General features: G+C 60.5%; 1 protein-coding gene. It reads right to left on the bottom strand.

All coding sequences use genetic code 11. From position 1 onward, the window contains the following. On the bottom strand, positions 1-428 hold a 428-nt coding region (gene msrA / locus PY649_RS34895; RefSeq protein WP_285873629.1), incomplete at both ends, for a peptide-methionine (S)-S-oxide reductase MsrA.

Here is a 428-nt window from a genome sequence, read left to right as displayed (position 1 = left end):
ATGCGCTCCAGATAGTCCTGGTGCTCCGGCTCGGCTTCCCAGAAATCGCTTGCCGGCGTCACTTCGGTGACGACCTTGCCCGGCCAGAGGCCGGAGGCGTCGACATCGGCGATCGTGTCCAAAGCGACCCGCTTCTGCTCGTCGCTGGTATAGAAGATCGCCGAACGGTAGCTCGTGCCGATGTCATTGCCCTGGCGGTTGCGCGTGCTCGGATCATGGATCTGGAAGAAGAATTCCAGAAGGTCGCGATAGCTGATCTTCCCGGGATCGAAGATGATCTCGATTGCTTCCGCATGGGTGCCATGATTGCGATAGGTCGCATTGCGAACCTCGCCGCCGGTATAGCCGACACGCGTCGAGATGACCCCGTTATAGCGGCGGATGAGGTCCTGCATGCCCCAGAAACAACCGCCGGCGAGAACTGCACG

The organism is Rhizobium mayense (assembly GCF_030272705.1).
Taxonomy (GTDB): Bacteria; Pseudomonadota; Alphaproteobacteria; order Rhizobiales; family Rhizobiaceae; genus Rhizobium; species Rhizobium mayense.
This window is presented reverse-complemented; position numbering and strand designations above follow the sequence as displayed.